Genomic DNA, 24,138 nt, shown 5'->3' with positions numbered 1-24,138 from the left:
ACGTTCTTGACGCAAAACACTCGGAAGGGCGGTCCGGTGCGGCTGTCCGGGTTGCCCTGTCCAGGCGCGAACACAGTCCGTCGCGTTCACGCGATCGCGTGAAGGGCTTCCGGTGCCACTGTGGACGTTCCCCGGCGGGTGCATCGTGTCCTTCGTGGACACCTCACCCATGGCGACTGACCAGGTCATCGGCCTTGCTTCGCTCCTGCCGCGAGCGCGGGCGGCGCTGGGTGACGTGCTGCTGCACGACGACGGTGGTCCGCATGAGTGTTTGGTCCGTTCGGGCGAACTCCTCGTACGCCGTGCTGCGGCAACGGATGCCCGCAATCGTTTGCGTCGCTGGATTGATCGCATCGCGGACGAGGCGGGAATGGTCCACATCGTCCTGCGGCCGGCCGAGCGTGGCCGGTGCGTCGAGATCGCCCGCGAGATCGGCGCCGCGCCGAACCACGTCCACTTCGCGTGCCCGATCATGATCGGCACGTCGCGACCGGTGATCGGCAAACGCTTGCCCTCGCCCGAGGGAACGGTTTCCGGCGTCGTGGGCGTGCTCGACACGCCGCCGTCAGCCGAGCACGGCGCGCTCGTCGAGGGCGTCCTGCGGCACCACGCTCCGGGCGTGACCGTGCGGCACGCGGACGTGCTGACGCCCGACGGTTTCGGCGACGACCTGTCGCTCGCCCGCGGCCTGCGCGAGATGGTCGCCGACGTCGTCCTGGTCGCCTCGGGCACGTACACGTTCGACGACCGCTGCCCGCCGGTGCTCGCCCGTGCCTTCCCGGCGTTGTCGGTGGTCGCGGCCGCGGGCAACGGCGGCTCGTCGCGCCCCTGGTGGCCCGCCGCGGACTCGGCGGTCACCGGCGTGGGAGCGCTCGACGCCCGGTTCTCCGGGACCGGCCCGTGGGTGGACGTGTGGGAGGCGGGCGTCGACGTGCCCACCGATGGCCCTACGCAGTCGCTCTGCACCGGCACGTCGTTCGCCGCCGCCGTGCACGCCGCCCGGATGGTCAGCCGGCCCCGTAGCACGTGAACCCCAGGTTGGTTGTCTCTTGGGCCCTGCGCACGGCCTCCGGTGCGCCTCGGTGGAGCTCGCGGTGCAGTGTGGCCATGACCTCGGGGGTGCGGTCATCCGGGACCGGGAGGACGCTCGCGATCACCACTCGCGTGCCGTGGTCGAGGAAGGCGCGGACCAGGCCCGAGTCGCAGGCCGACAGGACCACGATTTCGGGTGCCCGCTTCAGTTTGCTCAGATCGTGGCCGTAGAGCGGGCCGTCTTTGAGTTCGATGCTGGAGAACAGCGGGTGGTCAGTGCGCGCGTGCCCGTGTGCCGCGATGTGCGCGACCTCGACACCGTCCATCGCGTCGAGCGCCTCGTCCACTGTGGAGCTTCCAAGCAGTCTCCCACCGTGTTCCTCTTGGAGCGCCCGGACTTCCCGACGCGCGGTGCGGAGCCCAGGGCCCGCGATCCACGCCTTGCCGGTACCACGCGGCGCAAGCCGCGCGCGGTGCCAATGGCGGACAGACGGAGCGACTGTGACGCGTTTGCCGAGGGCGGACCACGGCATCCGGTTCAGCGAGCCGTCCGGGACGACCACGAAGTCGTGGCCCGGCAACAGATCGAGTGATACCGGCGCACCCGCGCTGAGTGCGATTCTGGCCGCAGCGACCTCGTGGGCGGGGTCGTCGATGGTCGTGAGCCGTGCGCGGCCGTCGGCGACGGTGACCATCTTCAGTCGTCCCCGGTGGAGGGTGAAGCTGACGAGGCGGTCCGGCAGCTCGAACCCCTCGGCGGCGCTTTCCCTTGCGGTGGCAAGGGTTCGCCTGCGCACTTCGCGCTCCAGTGCTTCCACCGGCTCACCCGACGCCCGTGCGCTGCGCAACGCGGTCAGCGTCCTGGCCAGCTCCGGATCGTCCGGCGGATGCAAGGGCGGGTGCTCCGCCCGTAGTCGCTCCGACCACCGCAGCACCTCCCTCGGCGCGTTGGCGAGATCCAGGGCGCGCTCGGCCAGCGCTGCCCTCGGCCAGGCCGACGTGAGCACGGCCTTGTGAGTCTCGATCACCTCGAGTCCCGCCCGGCATGCGCGCAATGCCTCGCGGCGATCAGCGCTTTGCGCGCGGGCGAGCCAGCCGAGTGCTCGGATCAGCGCCGGTCCTCGGTTGCGTTGCGCGGCCACCGGCTCGAGGTCGCCCGCCGCCAGGCGCAGTTCGGCGGCCTCCACCGGATGGCACAGCTCCGCCGTTCCCACCGCTTCCGCATGAACCTGCTCACCAAGGCCGAGCCTGGCCTTCAACGCCAAGGCGCGGGCGTTGGGCACCCACGAGGCGCGCCCCTGTCGCCGGAACAGTCGCTCCGCCTGTTCGGCTCGGCGAATCGCCTCGTCGAGGTCGTGCCGGCGGAACGCGCACTGGCCCGCCAGCAGGATCGCCTCGGGCAACCGCGAACCGCGACCACACCTGCGCAGCATGGTGAGCGCGGGCCGGAGCACTCGGCGTGCGTCCTCGACGAGTCCGGCGGCGAGCAACGCCTCGGCTCGGTCGATCAGCGCCTCCGGGCGGCTGGTCGAGTCGAGGCCCGCACGTGCCGCGTCCTCGTACAGCTGAAGCGCGCGCGGTAGCTGACCGGCGAGAGTCGCGACGAAACCCTTGTTGTGCAAACACATTGCGGCCCGTCCATGCTCGCCGAGCGAGGTCAGGATGGTGTGGGCGGCGGTGAAGTCCTGGTCGGCCTCGGCGAGGCGCAATGCGTAGGAGCGGGCGATGCCGCGCCCGACCAGGGCGTTGGCGAGCCAGCGGTCGTCCCGGTGCCGCCGCAGCTCGCGGATGACCGCCGACAGCTCGGCGATCGCCAGCCTCGGATCCGAGCTCTGGCAGAGGTGCAGCCCGCGCAGCACGCGGGCGCGGGCGAGGTCGCGTCCCGTGAGCCCCGGCATAGCCAGGTCGAGGTGCCGCAGGCTGCTCGCGGCGGCTCCGCGGTCGAGGTCCAGCCACGCCAGGATCAGGTGGAACCGCGCCGGTTCGAGCCTGAGTCCCTGCCGGGCCAGCTTCGCGGCGGTGGCGAGCTCGCCGAGCTCGGCGTGGGCGACACTCAGCCGATACAGGGCTTCGGCGCGTTGTGCCGGGGTGCCGGTGATCTCGGTGCTGGCGATGGTGCCCAGTGGATCCGAGCTCGCGCTCATGCCACGAACCAATCCGTCGTGACACCTTCGTCCGGCAGCGACACGCACAGCGGACCCGCCGCGACCTCGGCGTGGAACCAACCCTCGGCGTCGGCCCGGTGATCCGTCGTCCCACTGAGCCGGTGCACGCGGACCAGCGCATCCGGCGGCACCAGCCCGGTCAGCCGTCCGCCTTCGACCTGCAGGTGGACCCTGACCGAACCGTGGTGGAAGGCGAGGTGCTGAGTCCCGCGCACGGCCTCCAGCAGCGGTTCCATCGGCTCGAAGCCGATCGGCGCGACGTCCGGCAGGTCGGGCACGGGATCGACCTCGTCGAACAGAGCCCTCAGCTCGGCGAGCAGCGGGTCGGTCATGACACCGCCCCCAACCTGCGCCGCAAGGCCGTGAGGCACCGCCCGCGCGTGGATCCGATGTTGCTGAGCCGCATCCCGATGGCCCGCGCGATCTGCAGATAGCTCAGCTCGGGGGCGTAGGCGGCGATGCGGAGCAGGCGGCGGCAGCGTTCGTCCAGCGTCGCGAAGGCACGCCACAGCAGCAGGTGGCGTTCCGTGGTGACCACGATCTCCTCGGGGCCGGGGTCCGTCGAGACGGGCTCCCAGCGGTCGACGAGGATCTCGCGCCCGCGCAGCTCCAGGACGCGCAGGCTGTGCCGCGACGCGGTGGTGACGAGCCAGCCCGCGATCCGCTCGGGTTCCCGGATGCGGCTGAGGTGCTCGGCGAGGCTGAGCCACGTGCACTGGTAGACGTCGGCCGCGTCGGCGTGACCGAGCCGGAACGCGCGCGGCACGGACCAGACCAGGCGGCGGTACTGGGTGACCAAGGTGTCCAACGAGGTGTGCATGCCGTTTGGAGTCGAACACCCGGCGAAACGCTCCACAGCTCGCACCATCGTGCGACCTGCGGAACCGCGGAAACATCCACAACGTCCCGCGAGTTGTCCACAAACCTGTGGACAACTCTGTGGACTACAGGTTGTGCAGCCGCCGAACGGCCTCGTCGATTACTGCGTCCTGCTTGCAGAAGGCGAACCTGATCAGGTGCTGCCACTGTTCGGGCCGGTCGGCGAACACCTGGACGGGCACGGCCGCGACGCCGATCTTCTCGGGCAGCTGACGGCACAGCTCGAGGCCGTCGGTGTAGCCGAGCGGCCGGACGTCCGCGCAGATGAAGTACGTGCCCTCACTGTCACGAACCTCGAAGCCGGCCTCGGTCAGCCCCTGCGCGAGGCGCTGGCGTTTGTCCGCGAGGCTGTCCCGCAGCCCGGTCACCCAGTCCAGCTCGTTGGCCAGCGCGTGCGCAACGGCGGGCTGGAACGGCGCACCCCCGACGAACGTCATGAACTGCTTCGCCGCGCGCGTGGCGGCCACCAACTCGGCCGGTCCACAGGCCCAGCCGATCTTCCACCCGGTGCAGTTGAACGTCTTACCCGCACCCGAGATCGTCAGTGTGCGCTCGCGCATACCGGGCAACGTCGCCAGCGGCACGTGCGGCCGCCCGTCGAACACGAGGTGCTCGTACACCTCGTCGGTGATCGCGATGAGGTCCCGTTCCACACACAGCGCGGCGATCTCACCCAGCTCGGCGGGCGTGAACACCGTGCCGGTCGGGTTGTGCGGCGAGTTGACGAGGATCGCCCGCGTCTTCGGCGTCACTGCCTTGCGAAGCGCATCGACGTCCAGCCCAAGCCGCCCTGACCCGTCGTCGACGAGGTCGACCGTCACCCGCGTGGCCCCGGCGAGCGCGACGGACGCCGCGTACGAGTCGTAGTAGGGCTCGATCAGCACAACCTCGTCACCGGACTGCACGAGCGCCAGCAACGCCGCCGCGATCGCCTCGGTCGCGCCGACCGTCACCAGGACCTCGGTGTCCGGGTCGTAGTTGGTGCCGTACCTGGTGCGATGCTCAGCGATGGCGTTGCGCAACACCGGCATGCCAGGCCCAGGCGGGTACTGGTTGACGCCACTGGAGATCGCTTCCTTGGCGGCTTCGAGCATCGACGCGGGCCCGTCGGTGTCAGGGAAACCCTGCCCGAGGTTGACGGCCCCGTGCCGCACCGCCAACGCGGTCATCTCCGCGAAGATCGTCGAGGTGAACGGCTGCAACCTGGGGACTAGCGCTGGTACCCGCACAAGCCAGGATCTTCACGGACAATGGTGTGGTGGAGCAACTGACGGCGGCTGACCAGCGCAAGCGCAGAGATCTGCGGCGAATGAAGCTGGTCGCGTCCGGCTTCCTGGTGGCGGCCACCCTGGTGTTCTTCGGCACGCACTTCCTCGAAGGGGCGTGGGTCGGCTACGTCCGAGCCGCCGCCGAAGCGGGCATGGTCGGCGCCCTGGCCGACTGGTTCGCGGTAACCGCCCTGTTCCGCCGCCCGCTGGGCCTCCCGATCCCGCACACCGCGATCATCCCGACGCGCAAGAACATGTTCGGCCAAACCCTCGGCGACTTCGTAGGCGTCAACTTCCTCTCCGAGGAGGTCGTGAAGGACAAGCTCCGCCGAGCGGGCATCGCCCAACGCGTCGGCGCGTGGGTACTAGTGCCCGAGAACGCCGACCGCATCACGTCCGAGCTGGCCAACGTGGTGCGCGGCGCGGTGACCGTGCTGCGCGACGAGGACGTCCAGGCCGTAATCGAACACGCCATCGTGAAGCGCGTAGTGGACCAACCGTGGGGTCCGCCCCTGGGCAAGCTGCTGGAGCAGGTTCTCACCGACGGCGCCCACCACAAACTGGTCGACCTGATGTGCGACCGCGCGTACGACTGGGTCCGCGACAACTACCAGAAGGTCATGCTGGTCGTAACCGACCGCGCCCCTTCGTGGTCCCCGAAGTTCGTCGACGCCATGCTCGCCGACAAGGTCTACGCCGAACTCGTCGACTTCGCGTGGGCCGTGAAGACCGACGTCAACCACCCGATGCGCCAGGCGATCGACCAGTTCCTGATCGAGTTCTCCGGCGACATGCAGAACGACCCGGCCACCATGGAGCGGGCCGAGCTGGTCAAGTCGCAGATGATCAACCACCCCGATGTCCGTCGCCTGATCGACTCGGCGTGGGGGACCGCGAAGAAGATGCTTCTCGACGCCGCTTCGGATCCGTCTTCCGAACTGCGCGTGCGGGTGCGGGACGGGCTGATCACCTTCGGGACGCGGTTGACCGAGGACGATGAGCTGCGCGCCAAGGTCGACGGGTGGCTCGAAGGGGCGGCCGCTTATGTGGTCAACAACTACCGGGCCGAGATCACCACGCTGATCACCGACACCGTCGAGCGGTGGGACGCGGAGGAGACGTCACGGAAGATCGAGCTGCAGGTGGGGCGGGACCTGCAGTTCATCCGGATCAACGGCACGGTGGTGGGCGCGCTGGCGGGCGTGCTGATCTACACGGTGGCGCAACTGGTGTTCTGACCGGCACGAAAGCTGGCGACCACGCACGGCACCGGCAGCCGAGCTGGCGACCACGCACGGCACCGGCAGCCGAGCTGGCGACCACGCACGGGACCGGCACGAAGGCTGGCGACCACGCACGCAGAGTGGGGCGCGTTTGGTGGGCACGTACGGAACGCGATTGGGGCTTGACTTGGGGTGCGGTGTGGTAGCCCTTGTTGGGCCGGCAGATCTTGCATCTGCCGGCGGAGCCGGCCCACCACGCCGCGAGGGGCCCCAAGTCAAGCCCCAATCGCGGCGCCGAAGGCGCCCCCGGAAGACGCAGCGCCCCACGACACCGGCAGCCGACAAAAAGGCGACCACCCGCGCAACCGGCAGCCAAACGCCAACCCCGGTCAGCCGCCGAAGAACGTCCTGGCGCCAGCCAGAGCAGCGGAGTCGCGCAGCACGTCATCCGGCTTGCTGCCGTTACCCAGTAGCGCGCCACCCCAGTTCATGCTCAGGTACCTGGCCGACCGCTGCAGCGTGTCAACCAAGGCCGCAGCCTGCTCGGGCTCCTCGCCGAGCACACTGACCGTCCAAAGCGTCTTCCCCGCCATGCGCTTCTTGAAGTCGACACCGGGCACCCGCATCCACCCAGACCAATAGTCCAGGTAGAGCTTCGTAGACGCCGACACCGTGTACCAGTAAGTCGGCGTGGCGAGCACGATGTCGGTCGCCTCCAGCGTCGCGTCCAGCAGCCGCTGCTCAGGCTCGGACGGCGTGGGCCACGAGTCGAGCCCCGCGTGCCGGTAGTCCTCGAACGGAGGCAGCCCGGCCTCGCTCAACCGAATCCAGTTCTGCTTGACCGAACCGGGCAGGTAGGAGGCCGCGGTGCAGGCCAGCGTCTCGGTATTGCCGCCTAGGCGGGAGCTGCCCAGAAGGAACAGGAACGAGCGGTCTTCCCCAGAAGGATGCATGTACCTACAATAACTCTGTGGCTGAAAAAGACAAGGCTCTGTGGAACCGGGTGGTCGCCCTGCACGCCAAGGTCGAGGCCGAGCTCACCAAGGCGCTCAGGCGAGAGCACGGCCTGGGCCTGTCCGACTACCGCGCGCTCAGCCTCCTGGCCCAGGCCGAGGACGGGGAGCTGCGCATGCAGGGACTGTCCGACCTCATCGGGCTCGAGCAGAGCTCGGTCACGCGGCTCGTCGCCCGGCTCGAGGACGCGGGGCTGACCGAGCGCTGCCTGTGCCCGAACGACCGGCGCGGCATCTACTCCGTGATCACGGCCAAGGGGCGCGAGCGGCAGCAACAGGCCGAGCCGACCTACGAGGCCACGCTCGAGAAAGCGCTCGGCAACGGCGATCAGGACCTCGTGAACGCGCTACGAACGGCGGCTCCAGAACGGTGAGTCCCGCCAGCGTGTCTCCAGGGCGTAGTGCGCGGTGCGCGAACGGCAGTACTCCGCGAACCTGACGTCCAGCCACTGTTCGTAGGCCTCGGAGGGACCGGAGTCGCCCAGCAGCCAATGCGCCATCGCGGTGCCCGCCGCTTCGCCGCTGAGCAACGCGTGCAGGACTCCGCGGCCCGTCAGCGGGTCCACGCTCATCGCCTCGTCGCCCGCGGCCAGCCACCGGCCCGCGCCCGTGCGCTCCAGCCGCTGGCTGGCCGCCGACGTCACACGCGGAGTACCGCTGCCAGAGACACGGATGTGTCGCAAGGAAGCCACGGCCGATGCGAACACGTCCGGCGAGTGGTAGCCGCGGGTGCGGCAGATGTCCGCGTCGGTCATCAGCACTACGACCCGGCCGGACGGCACGGGCGCCGAGTACCACCAGCCGTCCGGGACGGCCTCGACCACGGTTGGGCCGCCTGCGTCCGCCGGGTACGTGACGCTCACCGCGACCAGTTGGTCGACCGCACGCCGTTGTGCGCCAAGGGAACGGGCCAGCGTGGCGCCGCGGCCCGTCGCGCAGATGATCGCGGCCGCGGAGACGTCGCCGAGCTCCCACGACGAGTCCCGCAGGGCGCACACGGAGATCCGGGAATCGGTGACGACCGTTGCGCCGACGGACGAAGCGGCATCGGACAGGGCCCGGTCGAACGCGGCCCGGTCCACGCTCAGGCCGTCGCCGTGCGGGTCGAAGACGAACGGGCGTGCCGAGAGTGTCGGACTGCCCCAGGCGCTTTCGACCGCGTAGGACGGCAGTGTCAGCGGAGGCAACGACACGCCCAGCCGGGCCAGTACCGGACGTACCGCCGGGGCCAGCGCCTCGCCGAACCGGGGCGCGGAGTACGAGCTGGCCTCGAACAGGACTACCGAGAGTCCGTGGCGCCGCAACGCGATCGCGGCGGCGGCACCCGCTGGGCCGCCGCCGACGATCGCCACGTCACAGTCAGGCATGCCAGACCGGGACCGTGAGCGTGTGCTCGCGCTGGAACGGATAGCCCTTCGCGGACCGCCCGCTCGCCCGCACCCGGACCCGGTACACGCCGGCCGACGCGGTCTGGATCGACCCCTCGTAACCGCCGGTGCCCGGATCCGACATCGGCACGGTGAACGATGCGCCCGGACCGCGCACCTCGGCCCAGACCGAAGCGGTCCAAGGCATTCCGGACTCACTCAGCCGGGCGCTCACGACGGCGGCCGACCCCGGCGTGAAGCCGGTCTGCCGGGCCGACACGCGCAGCGACAGGTTCGAGTACCCGTGCACCAGCAGCGAGTACGGCACGCGCCCGGACGCCGACGGTTCCGCCGAAGACACCAGATCCCGACGGCCCGGTGCGCTCTCGCGCACGAAACCCGATGGCGGTTCGGTCCGCGGCGAGCCGATCTTCGCGAGCACGTACCAGGTGCCCGCGGTGTCGAACCGCTCCGTGAACATCTCGGTGGGCAAGGCGATCCGGTAGTACTGCACGCCCGGCGCGATCGCCCAGCGCATCGCGGGTTCGGCGCCGGCCCGCCACGGTTCGATGACGAAACCGGACGGCGTCTGCAGGCGGAAATCCACGTCGTCCGGAGTGTCCGTGAGCAGGATGACGTCCACCGCGGTGTCGGACTCGGTGAGCAGGAACGGAATCCGCTGCTCCACGCCGGAGACCAGCACGCCGGACGGCGACAGCACCACCGACGCGTCGGAGACGTCCGCCAGGACCTGCAGGAGGTCGCGCGGCAGCGACGAGCTCGACGTGAAGTACCCGCCGGTGTTCCCTGCGACGGAGTACAGCGCCTCGGTCGAGGTGTTCTGCGGTGGGCCGAAACCGATGGCGTACAACGGTTCCGTCACCTCCGGGGCGACATCGTCGATGGACCGCAGGCTGCTCTCGTTGTTGTCCGTCACCACGACCAGGGCGGCACGGTCGAACTCGCACAGCATCTCGTGTCCCGCCTGGATGCCGTCCCCGATCGACGAACCACCACGGGCCGTGAGACCCGCGATGGCGTCCTTGACCCGCCGCCGGTCCCTGGTGACGCCCACGACCTGCTGCGCGTCCTCGTTGAACTTCACGACGCCGATGCCGTCGTCCTCCAGCGCCACCTCGGCGAAGATCGACGCGGCCGCCTTGATCTCGGCGAGCCTGGTGTGCGCGGACCGGTCGAGCACCAGTGCGGTCGCAGTGGGCTGACGCGTCTGCGTGACCGCGCGCAGCGACACCGTCCACGTGCGGCCGCTGCCGACCTGGCCGATGGTCAGCGTGCCGTCGACGACCTCACCGGCCGGCCCCGACTCGTAGAGCACCCACAGCCGCGCGGTCGCGATGTCCGTACCGCCCACGGGCGGCACGGTGACCGTCCGGGTGGGCAACGAGAACCGCTCGGGAGCTGACCGCACCACGAGCGTCACGTCGAACGCGTTGGAGCGCACCTCGAAGTCGATCGGCACCGCGACCCGCCGTGGCGTCCCCAGAGGTCCTTGTGCGACAACGAAGTCCAGGTGCGGCGTGAGCAGGTCGACGAACGAGCTGTCGTACCGGTCGACCTCGACGTACTCGTCGCCACGCCGCACCACGAACCCGAGCGTGTGCCACTCGTTGACCATCTCCAGGTAGCTGTTCACGTCACGGTCCCACCGCAGGCGCGAGGTGCCGCCCTCCGGCAACACCTCGTTCGGTCGCGGCACCGGCCACCAGTTGTAGCCACACGCGTAGAAGTCGGACTGCCACGGCAACGCCAGGAACTCGCCGAGCTGACCGGGTCGCAACCGCGCGTGGTCGAGCCGCATCGGGTCGGTCGGACCGACGTACAGTGACGCGTCGGTGATCGGCCTCGCCGCGATGCCGCCCGCCTCGATGCCGGGGTAGAACGCGGCACCGACACACGAGGCCAGCGCCGCCTTGTCCAGCTCGGCCGGGGCGAGCTGGACCGCCGGCGCGGGCGCCCCGTTCCAGTCGCGGACGAACTTGTCGTTGCGCCACGACTCCATGACCGCGTACTGCGTCTTGGTCAGCACGACGCCGTTGAGCACGGGCATGTCCCCGCCGCCACCGAGCGGCGCCCTGAGCCGGTCGAAGATCCGCTGCCGCAGCGCGTCGTCGTAGACCGGCGCCGGCCACGCGTGCGCGCCCCAGACCTCCTTGACGGCACGGATGGTCCGGGCCGCCTCCAGGATCGGGTGGACGTCCTTGGTGTACGACGGGATGTCCGGCGTGGTCAGCCAGCCCTGGTCGACGGCCACCTGGAACACGGTGTCGTGCAACGTCACGACGTTCTCGATCTGCGGTGCGTACTTCGGCGGCCCGACGACCACCCAGGCGCCAGTCGCGTCGAACTCCTGACCGCCGACCTTCACGTGTGCCGTGACCGGGCCGTCCGACACGTCGTCGTACCAGCCGGCGTTGTCCAGGAAGTTCGTGATCGGCAGGTTTCCCGGCGACGCGGAACGGCCGAAACCTCCCAGCACCAGGAGGTTGCCGTCGTCGTCGGTGCGCGCCTCACCGAGCGGCACCGTCACCGTGCCCGCCGGGAAGGTGATCTTGCCGGTGTCGAACAGCTCCTGCTGACCGGGACCACTGACGGTCCGCGGACCCGGATCGATGGTCAGGTCCGAGGCTGGGCCAGGGTTCCGGGTGACCGCCTTGCGGTTGGCCAGGTGCACGGTCCAGCTGACGTCCGCGTCGGCGGCCGACAGCTCCGAGGTCGTGCCGTCGTCGTGATACGCGAACACGCGGAATCGTGCCGCCTGCCGCTTGATCCGGCCCTGCGCGTCCTTGAAACCCCCGGACGGGCTGGGCGGATCCCAGAGTCTCTCCGGTCCCACGAAGAACTCTTCAGGACTGTTCCCGACCCTGGCTATTCCAATGGCCGGATGAATTTTGACATGCGTGATCGCCATCGATCTCCCCCTGAAATGCGGCCTCCCCCGAAGCCACTCACATCCAGGGTACCGATGTCACGCGCCTGCTTTGGCCTGGTCAGCCAACCTTTTGGCGATCGCCAAAACCTCGGGGAGAATGCGCGCGACCGCGTCCTTGGTCAATCTTCCCTCGGGTCCGGACACCGAAACGGCGGCCAATGTCGGGGCACCGATTAGCGGCACGGCGATGCACCGCACGCCCAGTTCCTGCTCCGATTCGTCCATCGCATAACCGCGTTCGGAGATCTCGTTTAGCGATTCGAGCAACTCGTCCGCGTCCGTGATGGTGTTCGGCGTGTACGCCGGCAGACCCGTGCGGCCGAGCAACGCGCGCACCTCGTCGCGCGGCAACTGCGACAGCATGGCCTTGCCCACGCCCGTGCCGTGGGGGAGCAGCCGGCGGCCGACCTCTGTGAACATCCGCATCGAGTGCTTCGACGGCACCTGTGCCACGTAGACGACCTCGTCGCCGTCGAGCACGGCCAGGTTGGCCGTCTCCTCGACGGAGTCGACGAGCTGCGTCAGGAACGGCCGCGCCCACGTGCCGAACTGCCTCGACGCGCTCTCGCCGAGCCGGATCAGCCGCGAGCCCAGGGTGTAGCGGCGGTTGCTGTTCTGCCGCACATACCCCAGCGTGACTAGCGTGCGGATGAGCCGGTGGATGGTCGGCAGCGGCAGGCCCGAGGTGGTCGCGAGCTCGGACAGCGAGGCCTCGCCACCCGCGTCCGCGAGCCGTTCCAGCAGGTCGAAGGCACGTTGCAACGACTGCACGCCACCTGTGGACACGTGCTGCTCCTCTCGTTGCAGTTCCGCAATGCAAAAACTATAGTCCACACAGCAGAACCGAGAGAGGTGGATCCAGGTGCAGGTCCTCACTGACGAGGCTCTTGAGTTCGTGGCCAAGCTGCACGAGGCGCACGCCGCCCGGCGCGACGAGCTGCTGGCGCTGCGCAGGGAACGCCGTCCTCTCGGCTTCCTCCCCGAGACCGAGGACATCCGCAACGGCGACTGGAAGGTCGCCGAGGCGCCCGAGCCGCTGCGGGACCGCCGCGTCGAGATCACCGGCCCCACCGAGCGCAAGATGACGATCAACGCGCTCAACTCCGGCGCCAAGGTGTGGCTCGCGGACCTGGAGGACGCGAACACCCCGCACTGGGACAACGTCGTCCAGGGCCAGGTCAACCTCTACGAGGCCGCGCGCGAGACGATCGAGTTCACCTCGCCCGAGGGCAAGCACTACGCGCTCAAGGGCGGGCCGTATCCGACGATCGTCGTCCGCCCGCGCGGCTGGCACCTCGACGAGCGCAACCTCGAGTTCGGTGGCCGCAAGGCGGTCGGCGCGCTGGTCGACTTCGGGTTGCACTTCTTCCACAACCACTCGCTCGGCCGGCCGTACTACTACCTGCCGAAGATGGAGAGCCACCTCGAGGCGCGGCTGTGGAACGACGTCTTCACGCAGGCGCAGCGGCTGCTCGGCGTCCCGCACGGCACGATCCGCGCCACCGTCCTGATCGAGACGATCCCCGCCGCGTTCCAGATGGACGAGATCCTCTATGAGCTGCGCGACCACGCGTCCGGCCTCAACGCGGGCCGCTGGGACTACCTGTTCAGCATCATCAAGTACTTCCGTGACGCGGGCGCCGACTACGTGCTGCCGGACCGCAACAGCGTCACGATGACCGCGCCGTTCATGCGCGCCTACACCGAGCTGCTCGTGCAGACGTGTCACAAGCGCGGCGCGTTCGCGATGGGCGGCATGGCCGCGTTCATCCCGAACCGGCGCGACCCCGAGGTCACCGAGACCGCGCTGAAGAAGGTGCGCGAGGACAAGACCCGGGAGGCGAACGACGGGTTCGACGGCTCGTGGGTCGCGCACCCCGACCTCGTGCCGGTGTGCCGGGAGATCTTCGACGCCGTGCTCGGTGACAAGCCGAACCAGCTGGACAAGCAGCGCCCCGAGGTTCACGTGACCGCGGCCGACCTGCTGAACTTCAAGTCCGCCGGCGGTTCCGCCACCAGAGCGGGCGTCGAGTCGGCGGTCGACGTCGGCATCCGCTACATCGTGTCGTGGCTGTCGGGCAACGGCGCCGCGGCGATCCACAACCTGATGGAGGACGCGGCCACCGCCGAGATCTCGCGTTCGCAACTGTGGCAGTGGGTCAACAACAAGGTCGTGCTCGACGACGGCACGCAGGTCACCGCCGAGCTCGTCCGCGATCTGGTGGCGCGCAAGAAGGCCGAGCTCTCCGGCGAACACGTGGATGCCGCCGCCGAGCTGTTCGAGCAGGTGGCGCTGTCCGACGAGTTCGTCGACTTCCTGACGCTGCCCGCCTACGAACGGATCTGACGTGCCGCGGACCTCGTTGCCGCCCGAGGCCGTGCGGGCGGCCACCGCCCGACTGTCCCCAATGGACGACACTGCGGAGTACCTCTCGCCGGTCGGACGTCAGCCCGTGCACACCTGTTACGTGCCCGCCGACCGGGTGGACTCGGGCGTCGTGGGGCTCTGGGGTGGGCAGGCGCTGGAGGCTCTTTCCGACTACCGGGACCTGCTGCCTCCCGTGCCGGAGGGCGTGCTCGAGCGGGTCCGGGAGAAGCTGGACTGGGAGCCGATCGAGGACCTGCGGATCGACTTCGAGGACGGCTACGGCACGCGCGGTGACGACGTCGAGGACCGCGACGCCGAACGCACGGCGCGGGTCGTCGCGGAGTGGGTGCGCGAGGGCGTGGCGCCGTTCTCGTTCGGGCTGCGGATGAAGTCGTTCGACACCAAGGCGTTGCGGGAACGCGGAATCCGGACGCTGGACATCTTCCTGACCACGCTGGGCGAGGTGCCGCCGGGGTTCGTGATCACGTTCCCGAAGGTCACCTCGGTCGAGCAGGTGGAGGTGTTCGGCGAGATCCTGGACCTGTTCGGGCGGGAGCTGCGCTTCGAGATCCAGGTCGAGACGACTCGGTCCATTGTGGACGTAACGGGCCGGCTGGCGATCCCGTCGTTCATCGCGGCGGGCCGCGGCCGGGTGACCGGGCTGCACTTCGGCACCTACGACTACACCGCGGGGTGCGGACTCGTTGCGGCACAACAACATCTGGCCCACGGCGCGTGCGACTTCGCACGGCACGTGATGCAGGTGTGCGCGGCCGGCACCGGCGTGCGGCTGTCCGACGGTTCCACGAACGTGCTGCCCGTCGGGGAGAACCGCGCGCACGGCTGGGACACGCACTACCGGCTGGTGCGCAGGTCGTTGGAACACGGCTTCTTCCAGGGCTGGGACCTGCATCCCGCGCAGCTCATCACGCGGTACGCGGCGGTGTACGCGTTCTACCGCGAGGGGCTGGTGGCCGACGCGCGTCGGTTGCGCGCCTACGTGGAGAAGGCGGACAGCGGTGTGCTCGACGAGCCCGCCACGGCGCAGGCCCTGTCGTCGTCGATGCTGCGCGCCTTGGACTGCGGTGCCGTCGAAGTCGAAGAGGTGCGTGGGCTGACGGGCATCTCCCTGTCTCGAATCGAACAGCTGGCCCGCCGTTCCGACTAGCGTTCTCTCATCCGTTCGTGTGGTTCTTCGGGGTGCCCGTGAATTGTCCGCCGGGCAGGGGGCAGGGTGGCCGCATGAGCATGCGAGCCGGTTTGTGGACCGGGCTGCCGGACCTCGACGCGGCGGAGCACAAGTACCAGGTCGTCGCGAGCGAGGCCGACGTGGACGTGTTGATCGCTCTGCTGGCCCGCCCGGAGTGCAACGACGGCAGCCTCGACCACTTCGGGCGTGAGCTCACCGAGGACGGCGAGCCCGACCACAACGTCGTGCTCGCCGTGCGCGGCGAGTGGGGCTACATGTACTTCGTCGACAACACGTTCCTCGGCTGGCCCAAGGGGTCGCCGGAAGCGCCGTACGTGAACGAGAAGTACACGGACTTCCCGCCCGGTGTCGGCGTCCCGCTCGACCTGTACCGGACGCTCCTGATCGAGTTCATGACGACCGGGGAGCGTCCGGTGAGCGTCGACTGGTACGCCGAGTCGGACCTGTTCCACTCGTGGCGCAACCAGCAGATGGCGTTACGCGCCGCGGCTCAGAAGGCCGGCAGCGAGTACCAGGCCTGACCGGCGTCCTCGGCGTCGTCGCGCAGCACGGTTCCCTCGATGAGCCCGTACGGCCGGTCCGCCGCGTAGAAGACCTCGTTGTCGTTCTCCAGCCCGAACGCCGACAGGTCCACCAGGAAGTGGTGCTTGTTCGGCATCGACAGCCGGACCTCGGCGACCTCCTCGTGCTGCTGGAGCACGGCCTCGCCCATCGCGTACAGCGTCTGCTGCAGTGACAGGGAATGCTTGTCCGCGAACGTCTTCAGCAACACCGACCGGATCGACGTGAACGACTTGCCCCAGTCGACGTCCGTCCCGATGTAGCGCCACCGGGCCGTCACGGACGTCGCGAGGATGCGGTCGTTCGTCTCCTTCAACGTCGTGTACGGGTCCTTCGGGTAGCCGTGGAACTCCGAGCCGGTCGACTTCAGCACCACGACGTCCTTGACGCCGGACACGACCCACGCCTGGTCGCCGGAGATCGTCACCGCGGTGGTGCGCTTCTCGTCGCCCGCCTTGACGAACGAGTGGTCGTGGCCGTCGATGCGGTCCCACGAGTGCTCGTCGATCAGGATCCGGGCGCCGGAGATCGCCTCCTGGGTGCCGACGAAGTGGCGGCCGAGGCGCAGCGCGAAGTCCTCGATCTCGCCGACCGGTGCCTCCTTGGCGAAGGCGTACACGGTGTTCTTCTGCGTGTCGGTCGCGAGGACCTTGGCGTTGTCGCCGGTGAGGTGCGTGTCGGCGAGGTCGCCGCGCAACGAGGTGCTGACCGTCAGGTCCTTGATCGTGTGCACGGATCCGTTGCGGGACACGGTGACGAGCCGGTTCTCCGCCTTTCCGTACTGGTTCGGTCCGAGGACGATGGCCATGTTCAGCTCCCGATCAGCTTCTGCAGCCGCAAGGCGGCGATCTTCGTCAGCTCCCTGTTCACGACGCGGAGCTCGTCGGACGGCGAGTTGTCCATGCGACTCGCCAGGTTCTCGAGCATCTCCGCACCGCTGAGGCCGGTCGCGCACACGAGGTAGATGTGCCCGAACCGATCCTCGTACGCGGCGTTCGCGGCCGCCAGGCGATCAGCCTGCGAGCCGTCCACACCGGACTGTTCCTGCCGCGACCAGGCGGCGGACTTGCCCCGTCCGCGTTCGCCGATCCGCGGGTGTCCCGCGATCGCGCCGTGGATCTCCGCGTCGGTGAGGTCCGCCGACGCCTCCTCCGACACCTTCAGCAGCTCGTCCATCGACGCGTAGGGACGGCCGGCCAGCACGGCGTCGACCCAGCGGGGCACGGCGAGGCACTCGGTGAGCATCGGGCGTAGTTCGGCCTCCGCGGCGGAGTTGAAGCTGTCCACGGCTCTCCAAATTCTGTATCGCGGAATCTGTATTCCACATTCTTGACCCAGCGGTCGCGGGATGTCTAGTGTCTTCACTGCACGGAAGAAAACTTCCGCAATGTGGAAGGAATGGCAGATGCGCTTCGACGCCAACCTCTCGATGCTGTTCACCGACCTGCCGCTCCTGGAGCGTCCGGCGGCGGCGAAGGCGGCCGGGTTCGACGCGGTCGAGATCTGGTGGCCGTTCGCCGAGGCGGTACCGGACGTGCGGGACGTCGACCGGTTCATCGCCGCGATCCGGGACGCGGGCGTCCAGCTCGTCGGGCTCAACTTCTTCGCGGGCGACATGCCCGCCGGCGACCGCGGGCTCGTGTCGTGGGCCGGGCGGCAGCCCGAGTTCCGGGCGAACGTCGAAGTGACCGCGAGCATCGCCCGTGAGCTCGGCACCACCGTGCTCAACGCGTTGTTCGGCAACTTCGCGCCGTCGGACCTGGCCCTGGAGAACCTCGCGTTCGCCGCGGACGTGGCCGCCGAGATCGGGGCGACCGTCGTGCTCGAACCGCTGAGCGGTGCGCCGCGCTACCCGTTGCTCACCGCGCGCGACGCGTTGAACGTCATCGACTCGGTCGGCCGGAGCAACGTCGCGCTGCTCGCCGACCTCTACCACCTCGCCGTCAACGGCGATGACCTCGACGTGCTGGTCACCGAGCACGTCGACCGCATCGGCCACGTGCAGATCGCCGACGCGCCCGGTCGGGGTGAGCCCGGAACCGGGTCACTCGATCTCTTCGGTTACCTCGCCAAGATCCACGCCGGCGGTTACCAGGGCTACGTCGGCGCCGAGTACAAGCCCGTCACGGGTGGCTTCGAGTGGAAGGACCAGGCATGACCAAGATCGGATTCGTCGGCCTCGGCATCATGGGCTCGCCGATGGCGGGACACCTGGTAGCGGCCGGGCACGACGTCACCGGGTTCGACCTCAACTCCGCGGCGCTGGAACGGCTGGAGGTCCAGGGCGGCCGGGCCGCGGAGAGCGTGGCGGAGGCGTTCCGCGGTGCCGAGGTCGTCATCACGATGCTGCCGAACCACCCGCAGGTCGAAGAGGTGGTGTTCGGCAACTCTTTGGAACCCGGCGCGCTGCTGATCGACATGAGCACGATCCGCCCGGCCACCTCGCTCGCGATCGCGGCGAAGCACCCGCGTTCGCTGGACGCCCCGGTGTCCGGTGGCGAGACGGGGGCCAAGCAGGCGTCGCTGTCCATCATGGTCGGCGGCGACGAGGCCGATTTCGCTGACGCCAAGCCGATTCTCGACGTGCTGGGCAAGACGATCGTGCACGTCGGGCCGCACGGCGCCGGCCAGGTCGTGAAGGCCGCGAACCAGCTGATGGTCGGCGGCATCTACGCGCTCGTCGCCGAGGCGATCGTGCTGCTGGAGGCGTCCGGTGTGGACCCGAAGGCGGGTCTCGACGTGCTGGCGGGTGGGCTCGCCGCGAACCGGATCCTCGACCTGAAGCGCGAGTCGATGATCGCGCGGGAGTTCCAGCCGGGCTTCCGGATCGACCTGCACCACAAGGACATGGGCATCGCACTGGACGCCGCGCGTCAGGTCGATGTCGCGCTGCCGGTGACCGGGCTGATCGCCTCGCTGGTCGCCGCCGGGCGCGCGCAGGGTTACGGGTCGCTCGACCACTCGGCCCTCTTGAAGGTCATCGAGAACTTCTCCGGGAGGGCGTCGTAATGCCGAAGATCCCAGTTATGCAGGCGGTCGTCGAAGTCCTGAAGTCCGAGGGCATCGATACCGTGTTCGGCTGCCCCGGCGCCGCGATCCTCCCGCTGTACAAGGCGATGGAGCTCGACGGCACGATCGAGCACCTGATCGTGCGGCACGAGGAGGGCGCCACGCACATGGCCGACGGCTGGTCGCGCACGACCGGCAACGTCGGTGTCGCGATCGGCACGTCCGGGCCCGCCGGAACGAACATGATCACCGGCCTCTACACCGCGCAGGCGGACTCCGTGCCGATCCTGTGCATCACCGGCCAGGCGGCGTCGGCGAAGCTGCATCAGGAGGCGTTCCAGGCCGTCGACATCGTGGAGATCGCGAAGCCGGTCACCAAGTGGGCGGTGCAGGTCAAGGAAGCCGCGCAGATGCCGTGGATCTTCCGCGAGGCGTTCCGCGTCGCGCGGTCCGGCCGGCCCGGCCCGGTGCTGATCGACCTGCCGATCGACGTGCAAAAGCAGGAGATCGAGTGGGACTCCTCGATCGACGCGCCGCTGCCCGTGTACAAGGCGGCGCCACATCAGCCACGCGTCGAACGCGCTTTGGACATGTTGCTGGCGGCAGAACGGCCGCTGCTGCTGGCCGGTGGTGGCGTGATCCTCGGTGAGGCTTCCGCCGAGCTGCTGGAACTCGCCGAATACCTGCAGATCCCGATCCAGGCCACGCTGATGGGCAAGGGCGCGATCGACGAGGACCACCCGTTGTACGCGGGCATGACCGGCATCCAGACCTCGCAGCGCTACGGCAACGCGTCGTTCCTGGAGTCGGACCTGGTTCTTGCTCTGGGCGCGCGGTTCGGCGACCGGCACACCGGTGACCTCGACACCTACCGCGGCACGCGGAAGTTCATCCACGTCGACGCCGAGCCGACCCAGATCGGCAAGGTGTTCGGGCCGGACCTCGGGATCGTGGCGGACACCAAGCTGTTCCTGCGCGCCCTGCTGGACCTGGCCCGTGTTCGTGGTGTCGGCAGGCCCGCGGGCTCGTGGGTCGCGCGCTGTCAGGAGCTCAAGCGGACCCTGTTGCGGCGCGAGGACTTCGACACCGTGCCGGTGAAGGCGCCGCGGGTGTTCAAGGAGATCAACGACTTCTACGGGCCGGACACGTACTTCGTCACGGCCATCGGGCTCTACCAGATCTGGTCCGGGCAGCACCAGAAGGCGCACCTGCCGCGGCACTACCAGGTGTGCGGCCAGGCCGGTCCGCTCGGCTGGGAGATCCCGGCCGCGATCGGCGTGAGGAAGGCGCGACCCGACGCCGAAGTCGTCGGTGTCGTCGGCGACTACTCGTTCCAGTTCCTTGTCGAGGAGCTCGCGGTCGGGGCCCAGTACGACGTGCCGTTCGTGCTGATCATGTTGAACAACGAGTACCTCGGGCTGATCCGGATGGCCGAGGACCACGGTGGCTACGACATGAAGTACGAGGTGGACATCCACTACGACGACTTCGGCTCGGACAACGTCAAGATCATGGAGGCCTACGGCTGCTCCGGGGTCCGCGTGGTCGAGCCCGGCGAGATCCGGTCGTCGCTGGAGTGGGCGCGCAAGGAGGCGGAGCGCACGTCCCGGCCGGTGCTCGTCGAGATCATGATCGAACGGGAGGGCAACACCGCGAACGGCACGTCCATCGCCGCAATGCGCGAGTTCGAGCCGCTCCCATGAGTCCCAAAATGATTGGGCACTGCGTCGTCGCGCCGGACAAGTTCAAGGGGTCGCTGACCGCGCCGGAGGTCGCCGACGCGGTCGCGCACGGCCTGCTCGCGGTGGCCCCGGACCTGGACGTGCGCTGCCTCCCGGTGGCCGACGGCGGCGACGGCACGGTCGACGCCGCCGTCGCCGCCGGGTTCGTGAAGGTCGGCCGGTGGGTCACCGGACCGGTCGGCCGGCCGGTTCCCGCGCACTTCGCGGTGCGCGGGACCACGGCCGTCGTCGAGGTCGCGGCGGCGTCCGGGCTGGCCCTCCTGGACCAGCCCGCGCCGCTCGACGCGACCAGCTACGGCACCGGAGAACTGCTGGTCAGCGCCCTGGACCTGGGGTGCACGACGATCGTGCTCGGCGTCGGTGGCAGCGCGTGCACCGACGGTGGCCTCGGCATGCTCGACGCGCTCGGCGGCCGTTCGTTCGACGGGATCGAGTTCGTCCTCGCGTCGGATGTGGACAACCCACTGCTCGGTCCATCCGGTGCCGCGGCGGTCTACGGCCCGCAGAAGGGGGCTTCCCCCGAGCAGGTCGGGATCCTGGAAGAACGGCTGACGCGCGTCGCACAACGGGCGCCCGAGCTGGCCGGCGTGCCCGGCGCGGGTGCGGCGGGCGGCATCGGGTTCGCCGCGCTGACCCTGGGAGCCGTGCGCAGGCCGGGCATCGAGGTGGTGCTCGACCTGATCGGGTTCGCGTCGCAGCTGGAGGGCGCTCGACTGGTGATCACCGGTGAGGGATCGCTGGACCAGCAGACCCGTTACGGCAAGGCCCCTGCGGGCGTCGTCGCGGCGAGCGGGGACGTGCCGGTCGTCGCGGTCGCCGGGCGGTGCTCGATCCACCCCGGTGAGCTGGGTCTGAAGGCCGCGTACGCGTTGCTCGACATCGAGCCGGACGTCACGCGGTGCATGGCCCAGGCGGCCACCTTGCTGCAGTTCGCGGGCGGTCGCATCGCGCGGGACTGGCTGGAAGAGTGAGCGACATGGACCTGGTGTTCCGCGCCCGCCGAGCGATCTTCCCGCGCGGCGAGACCGCCTGTGACGTCGGCGTCGCCGACGGTCGCATCGTCGCGATCTCGTCCCGCCTCGAGGCCGACACGGTCGTCGAGCTCGGGGACGACGAGGTGCTGCTACCCGGACTCGTCGACACGCACGTGCACGTCAACGATCCCGGCCGGACCGAGTGGGAGGGCTTCGAGACCGCGACGCGGGCCGCTGCGGCCGGCGGGGTCACGACGATCCTCGACATGCCGCTGAACAGCAAGCCGCCGACGGTCGACGTGGCCGCCCTGGAGGTCAAGCGCAGGACGGCGCAGGGCCGGGTGCATGTGGACGTGGGGTTCTGGGGCGGCATCGTCCCCGGCAACCTCGGCGAGCTGCGGCCGTTGCACGAGGCGGGCGTGTTCGGGTTCAAGTGCTTCCTGCTGCACTCCGGGGTGGACGAGTTCCCGCACGTGTCGATCGACGAGCTGGAGGCCGCCGCGAGCGAGCTGCGGCCGGCTGACGCGTTGACGATCGTGCACGCCGAGGACGAACGGGACATGACCCAGCCCGGTCCCGGCTACCAGGAGTTCCTGCGCTCCCGGCCGGGCGTGTCGGAGCTGTCGGCCGTGACGGACGTGCTGAAGGTGTCCGAACGGACCGGCGCGCGGATGCACATCGTGCACCTGTCCAGCCGCGAGGCGCTGGCGGCGATGGCCGACGCGCCGCTGCGGCGCGTGCGGCTGACCGCGGAGACGTGCCCGCACTACCTGACGTTCTGCGCCGAGGAGATCCGCGACGGCGCGACCGAGTTCAAGTGCTGCCCGCCGATCCGCGACGCGGCCAACCGCGAGGAGCTGTGGCGCGGGCTGGCCGACGGCCGGATCGGGATGGTGGTGAGCGACCACTCGCCGTGCATCCCGGAGCTGAAGCTGGGCGACTTCGCCTCGGCGTGGGGCGGGATCGCCTCGTTGCAGCTCGGGCTGCCCGCGGTGTGGACGCAGGCCCGGCAGCGCGGTTTCTCGTTGGTGGACGTCGTTCGCTGGATGGCCGAACGCCCGGCCGCGCTGGTCGGGCTCACCCGGAAGGGCCGGATCGCCGTCGGGTACGACGCGGACTTCAGCGTGTTCGCGCCCGACGACGCGTTCGTGGTGGACCGGTCCCGCCTGCATCACCGCAACCCCGTGACGCCGTACCACGGGCGTCCGCTCGCGGGGGTCGTGCGGCGGACGTTCCTGCGCGGCAAGGAGATCACCGGTGGCGAGCCCTTCGGGCAGCTGTTGAGCAGAGGAGAGACATGACCGAGTGGACCCGGTTGCCGGACCTCGCCTCGCGCGCCGTCGGCGGCGGCGTGGTGTGGGCGAACGACGAGCTCTTCGCCGAGCGGGAGAACCTGATCAAGCCGGCCGAGCCGGTCTACCAGACCTACACCTTCGGCCACAAAGGACAGATCTACGACGGCTGGGAGACGCGCCGCCGGCGGTCCGAGGGCGTCGACCAGGCGATCGTGCGGCTCGGCCTGCCCGGTGTGGTGCGCGGGGTCGTGATCGACACGGCGTTCTTCAAGGGCAACTACCCGCCGTTCGCCTCGGTGGAGGCGTGTTCGGCCGAGGGCTATCCGTCGGCCGACGAGTTGACGTCGTGGGAGACGATCGTTCCCCGATCTCCCTTGCAGGGCGACCGGAAACACTATTTCGACGTCGCCTCGGAACGACGTTTCACGCACGTGCGGCTGACGATTTATCCCGACGGTGGCGTGGCCCGGTTGCGCGTGCACGGTTCACCGATCGCCGACCCGCGGTTGCTGGTGTCCGGGGTGGATTTGGCGGCGCTGGAGAACGGCGCCGTCGTGGAGGACTGCAGCAACAAGTTCTACAGCTCGCCGAGCAACCTGATCGCCCCCGGCCAGGCGACCGTGATGGGTGAGGGCTGGGAGACCGCGCGCCGCCGTGACGACGGCAACGACTGGGTGTCGCTGCGCCTGGCCGCGCCCGGCGTCGTGACGCTCGCGGAGCTGGACACCAGTCATTTCAAGGGAAACGCGCCCGGCTGGGCGTCGGTCTCGGGCTGTGACGCGCGCAAGGACCCGGACGCCTGGTTCGACCTGCTGCCGCGTACGCGCCTGCAACCGGACACGCGCCACCGCTTCCCGTTGTCCGGAGATGTGGAGGTCACGCACGCGCGGCTCGACATCTTCCCGGACGGCGGAATGGCGCGGCTGCGGTTGTTCGGTTCGCTGACCGCCGAAGGGGAACGCGAGTTGCACGACCGCTGGGCCGAACGCACGAGTTGACAGTTGTTTCGATATCCGACCAGAGGATGATGCCCGGCAATACCTCGGTCGGTTGTGAGCGCTTCCGCGGCACTGGGAATGTCC

Annotated in this window: 21 protein-coding genes and 1 pseudogene; 12 read left to right on the top strand and 10 right to left on the bottom strand. The window is 69.4% G+C overall.

Annotation, left to right across the window (positions count from 1 at the left end; genetic code table 11):
* The first annotated feature begins 154 nt into the window (after nucleotides 1-154).
* The gene (locus QSK35_RS17520) at nucleotides 155-1,030 is read left to right on the top strand and encodes a S8/S53 family peptidase (RefSeq protein WP_285747361.1); all 876 of its coding nucleotides are present in this window, start codon (nucleotides 155-157) and stop codon (nucleotides 1,028-1,030) included.
* Here the strand turns inward: QSK35_RS17520 and QSK35_RS17515 are convergent.
* The 4 genes from QSK35_RS17515 to QSK35_RS17500 form a co-directional block, all read right to left on the bottom strand.
* Nucleotides 1,008-3,176 (bottom strand): CHAT domain-containing protein, encoded by a 2,169-nt coding sequence (locus QSK35_RS17515; RefSeq protein ID WP_285747359.1) that lies wholly within the window; start codon nucleotides 3,174-3,176, stop codon nucleotides 1,008-1,010. The two genes, QSK35_RS17520 and QSK35_RS17515, sit on opposite strands and share 23 nt — an antisense overlap.
* Nucleotides 3,173-3,529, bottom strand: coding sequence for a hypothetical protein (locus QSK35_RS17510; RefSeq protein ID WP_285747357.1), 357 nt, complete (start codon nucleotides 3,527-3,529; stop codon nucleotides 3,173-3,175). Before QSK35_RS17510 ends, QSK35_RS17515 begins: the two co-directional genes overlap by 4 nt.
* A complete protein-coding gene (locus QSK35_RS17505; RefSeq protein WP_285747356.1) occupies nucleotides 3,526-4,017 on the bottom strand; it encodes a sigma-70 family RNA polymerase sigma factor in 492 nt (163 codons plus the stop codon). The genes QSK35_RS17510 and QSK35_RS17505 overlap by 4 nt, the downstream gene beginning before the upstream one ends.
* A gap of 124 nt (nucleotides 4,018-4,141) precedes the next feature.
* Entirely contained in the window at nucleotides 4,142-5,305 is a 1,164-nt protein-coding gene (locus QSK35_RS17500) for a pyridoxal phosphate-dependent aminotransferase (RefSeq protein ID WP_285747355.1), read from the bottom strand.
* 29 nt (nucleotides 5,306-5,334) lie between these two features.
* Here QSK35_RS17500 and QSK35_RS17495 point away from each other — a divergent pair, with 29 nt between their 5' ends.
* Nucleotides 5,335-6,582, top strand: coding sequence for a DUF445 domain-containing protein (locus QSK35_RS17495; RefSeq protein WP_502881667.1), 1,248 nt, complete (start codon nucleotides 5,335-5,337; stop codon nucleotides 6,580-6,582).
* 374 nt (nucleotides 6,583-6,956) lie between these two features.
* Here QSK35_RS17495 and QSK35_RS17490 read toward each other — a convergent pair whose 3' ends face one another.
* Complete coding sequence (locus QSK35_RS17490) at nucleotides 6,957-7,520, bottom strand: flavodoxin family protein (RefSeq protein ID WP_285747353.1); 564 nt, start codon at nucleotides 7,518-7,520, stop codon at nucleotides 6,957-6,959.
* A gap of 17 nt (nucleotides 7,521-7,537) precedes the next feature.
* On the opposite strand from QSK35_RS17490, the gene QSK35_RS17485 reads away from it, so the two are divergent.
* Nucleotides 7,538-7,954 carry a MarR family winged helix-turn-helix transcriptional regulator gene (locus QSK35_RS17485; protein ID WP_285747352.1) on the top strand — a complete coding sequence of 139 codons (417 nt, stop codon included), beginning with the start codon at nucleotides 7,538-7,540 and terminating at the stop codon, nucleotides 7,952-7,954.
* Here QSK35_RS17485 and QSK35_RS17480 read toward each other — a convergent pair.
* The 3 genes and pseudogenes from QSK35_RS17480 to QSK35_RS17470 form a co-directional block, all read right to left on the bottom strand.
* Nucleotides 7,928-9,166: an NAD(P)/FAD-dependent oxidoreductase gene (locus tag QSK35_RS17480; protein WP_352244048.1), complete on the bottom strand. Its 1,239-nt coding sequence runs from the start codon at nucleotides 9,164-9,166 to the stop codon at nucleotides 7,928-7,930. The genes QSK35_RS17485 and QSK35_RS17480 overlap by 27 nt on opposite strands.
* 718 nt (nucleotides 9,167-9,884) lie before the next feature.
* Nucleotides 9,885-11,876 (bottom strand): annotated as a pseudogene (locus tag QSK35_RS17475) (LodA/GoxA family CTQ-dependent oxidase); the annotation flags it as partial.
* 57 nt (nucleotides 11,877-11,933) lie between these two features.
* On the bottom strand, nucleotides 11,934-12,683 hold the full coding sequence (locus QSK35_RS17470; RefSeq protein ID WP_285747348.1) for an IclR family transcriptional regulator: 750 nt from the start codon (nucleotides 12,681-12,683) through the stop codon (nucleotides 11,934-11,936).
* Nucleotides 12,684-12,759: 76 nt separating this feature from the next.
* Between QSK35_RS17470 and aceB the strand changes: the two genes are divergently transcribed.
* From aceB to QSK35_RS17455, 3 genes are all read left to right on the top strand, one after another.
* A complete protein-coding gene (gene aceB, locus QSK35_RS17465; RefSeq protein ID WP_285747346.1) occupies nucleotides 12,760-14,244 on the top strand; it encodes a malate synthase A in 1,485 nt (494 codons plus the stop codon).
* A 61-nt stretch (nucleotides 14,245-14,305) separates the two neighbouring features.
* Complete coding sequence (locus QSK35_RS17460; RefSeq protein ID WP_285747344.1) at nucleotides 14,306-15,433, top strand: DUF6986 family protein; 1,128 nt, start codon at nucleotides 14,306-14,308, stop codon at nucleotides 15,431-15,433.
* 74 nt (nucleotides 15,434-15,507) lie between these two features.
* A complete protein-coding gene (locus QSK35_RS17455; protein WP_285747342.1) occupies nucleotides 15,508-15,996 on the top strand; it encodes an Imm1 family immunity protein in 489 nt (162 codons plus the stop codon).
* Here the strand turns inward: QSK35_RS17455 and pucL are convergent.
* Together pucL and uraD are read right to left on the bottom strand one after the other, a co-directional pair.
* Entirely contained in the window at nucleotides 15,966-16,844 is an 879-nt protein-coding gene (pucL, locus tag QSK35_RS17450) for a factor-independent urate hydroxylase (protein WP_285747340.1), read from the bottom strand. The two genes, QSK35_RS17455 and pucL, sit on opposite strands and share 31 nt — an antisense overlap.
* A 2-nt stretch (nucleotides 16,845-16,846) precedes the next feature.
* Nucleotides 16,847-17,323, bottom strand: coding sequence for a 2-oxo-4-hydroxy-4-carboxy-5-ureidoimidazoline decarboxylase (uraD, locus tag QSK35_RS17445; protein ID WP_285747338.1), 477 nt, complete (start codon nucleotides 17,321-17,323; stop codon nucleotides 16,847-16,849).
* 118 nt (nucleotides 17,324-17,441) lie between these two features.
* Between uraD and QSK35_RS17440 the strand changes: the two genes are divergently transcribed.
* Genes QSK35_RS17440 through alc form a run of 6 tightly spaced genes read left to right on the top strand, consistent with a single transcriptional unit; the run spans nucleotide 17,442 to nucleotide 24,054 of the window.
* Complete coding sequence (locus tag QSK35_RS17440) at nucleotides 17,442-18,194, top strand: hydroxypyruvate isomerase family protein (protein WP_285747335.1); 753 nt, start codon at nucleotides 17,442-17,444, stop codon at nucleotides 18,192-18,194.
* Entirely contained in the window at nucleotides 18,191-19,045 is an 855-nt protein-coding gene (locus tag QSK35_RS17435) for an NAD(P)-dependent oxidoreductase (RefSeq protein WP_285747333.1), read from the top strand. Before QSK35_RS17440 ends, QSK35_RS17435 begins: the two co-directional genes overlap by 4 nt.
* Nucleotides 19,045-20,748, top strand: a complete 1,704-nt coding sequence (gene gcl, locus QSK35_RS17430; RefSeq protein ID WP_285747331.1) for a glyoxylate carboligase — start codon at nucleotides 19,045-19,047, stop codon at nucleotides 20,746-20,748. Before QSK35_RS17435 ends, gcl begins: the two co-directional genes overlap by 1 nt.
* Before the next feature lie 8 nt (nucleotides 20,749-20,756).
* Nucleotides 20,757-21,758 (top strand): glycerate kinase family protein, encoded by a 1,002-nt coding sequence (locus QSK35_RS17425; RefSeq protein ID WP_285747329.1) that lies wholly within the window; start codon nucleotides 20,757-20,759, stop codon nucleotides 21,756-21,758.
* A gap of 5 nt (nucleotides 21,759-21,763) precedes the next feature.
* Complete coding sequence (gene allB / locus QSK35_RS17420; protein WP_285747327.1) at nucleotides 21,764-23,062, top strand: allantoinase AllB; 1,299 nt, start codon at nucleotides 21,764-21,766, stop codon at nucleotides 23,060-23,062.
* Nucleotides 23,059-24,054: an allantoicase gene (alc, locus tag QSK35_RS17415; protein WP_285747326.1), complete on the top strand. Its 996-nt coding sequence runs from the start codon at nucleotides 23,059-23,061 to the stop codon at nucleotides 24,052-24,054. The genes allB and alc overlap by 4 nt, the downstream gene beginning before the upstream one ends.
* Nucleotides 24,055-24,138: the final 84 nt, after the last annotated feature.

This window comes from Lentzea sp. NBRC 105346, from assembly GCF_030269605.1.
Lineage (GTDB): Bacteria > Actinomycetota > Actinomycetes > Mycobacteriales > Pseudonocardiaceae > Lentzea.
Note: the sequence above shows the minus strand (reverse complement) of the source record. Positions and strands in the feature narration are given on the sequence as shown.